At 27.9% G+C, this 1,578-nt stretch carries 2 protein-coding genes; one reads left to right on the forward strand and one right to left on the reverse strand.

The genetic code is table 11. The features are described from left to right. A partial coding sequence (locus HMPREF2782_RS06300; RefSeq protein ID WP_070641686.1) for a site-specific integrase occupies nucleotides 1-725 on the reverse strand: 725 nt, incomplete at its 3' end. A gap of 625 nt (nucleotides 726-1,350) precedes the next feature. On the opposite strand from HMPREF2782_RS06300, the gene HMPREF2782_RS06305 reads away from it, so the two are divergent. Further along, the gene (locus HMPREF2782_RS06305) at nucleotides 1,351-1,506 is read left to right on the forward strand and encodes a hypothetical protein (RefSeq protein WP_036755989.1); all 156 of its coding nucleotides are present in this window, start codon (nucleotides 1,351-1,353) and stop codon (nucleotides 1,504-1,506) included. Nucleotides 1,507-1,578 lie beyond the last annotated feature (72 nt).

A 1,578-nucleotide genomic window follows, 5' to 3' on the forward strand; every position in this document is an offset into this window, starting at 1 on the left:
TCTCCAGCTTCTTTAAAAATATTTATTATTTCTTCCGTTTCTTCTTTATCCTTGCCCATGATTAAAGCTAAGCGTTTTTTCCCGCCCTTTCCTTGTCTAACTTTTACATAATATTGTCCGTTGACTTCTTTTAAATCAACCCCTCTTACAGCTTCCATTTCTTTTTTTCTTAATCCTGTAGAGCTTGTTATTTTAGAAAATTTTCTTTCTAGATCTTCTGATATGTGTTTATCTCTATTAGCTTCATATCGACTTCTTTTGATTGATTTTCTTGTCCTTGGTGGTGTCGCTATGAAGTTTGTAGATGATGTTCTTAAAACCTTTGATATAGCTGATTTGGCTGTGCTAATTGAGTAAGCAGATAAGCCTTGATTAGTTAAGATTTTCAGATATTCATTTACATGTTCTGTTTTAACTTGTTGTATTTTCTTTATTTCAGGATAATTTTCTTTCAAAAATTCTGCAAATTTATAACATTGTTGTTTGTAAGTTTTATAAGTTGTAACGCTATAAATTTTATTGTTTGCAGTGGCTGATGAATCGTGTTTATCATCATTTCTTGATGTACTCATACCATCATTTAACATTTTTGTTAATCTATCATAAATCTGTTTTTTTAAAATGTATTTCTGCTTTCTTTTATTCCATTTTTTAGTTTTTTTCTTTTCTTCATCTATTATTCCAAATTCTTTGTTAAAAGCTTTGTTTGTGATATTAAAAGACATAGAATGCTCCTTTCAAATATATAAACTATCTTTTTAAAATTAAAGCTCTTAAAATCGATTCTAGAGCCTTATTTGCTACTCTAATTGTTAAGACTAAGCTTTTTATACTACCGAGTCCGTAGAAGCTTATAAGTTGTCTAATCTAAGACAAAACACATTTTTTAAAGAGCTTGGCTTGCTCTAAAGTACACATTTTTAGATTGATAGCTTGGCTTGCTATTTAATGGTTTTGTAAGTGCATTCCTACACTATACATTTTTTTACCTACTTAAAATTTTTGCTCTATAAACCTTTTTTATTTTTTTCCTTACTCCATATTTTGCAACTTCCTTTCTTTGTTTCCTCATTTTTTATCACTTCCTTTTTTGTTTTCTCCATGCCATCAATTTTCTATCTATAATTTGTCAGAAAGAGTCCTTAATAACAAAAGAGTTTAAAAACTTATCCTTGGCAAGTACCCTAAATCTGTTTATACGTCCATAAATGGAGCGTATAAACAGATTTTTTGTGAGTAAAATAAATTAATAGTATTTTTTTGTAAATTAGATTATTAGGTAAGTTCTAAAAAAATTTCTGACATATACAAGTTGAAATTAAAATATCGGAGGATTTCAACTTGGATAATATGTCAAATAAAAATAATCAATTAGATTCTTTGGCTGTGCTTCTTCAAGAATTAATAGAAAAGTATGTAGATCAAATAGACTTTGAAAAATTGGAAGTACCGCCAAGACTTTCAGAAAAAAATAAAAATGAGGATAATATTAATTCTTCGGATTAGGCTACTGCATTGACTTTTATATTAAGACTTATGTAAAATGTAGGTATAACTATAACGTGAAAATATGTCCAA

It is taken from the genome of Anaerococcus sp. HMSC068A02, assembly GCF_001811125.1.
GTDB classification, from domain to species: Bacteria; Bacillota; Clostridia; order Tissierellales; family Peptoniphilaceae; genus Anaerococcus; species Anaerococcus vaginalis_C.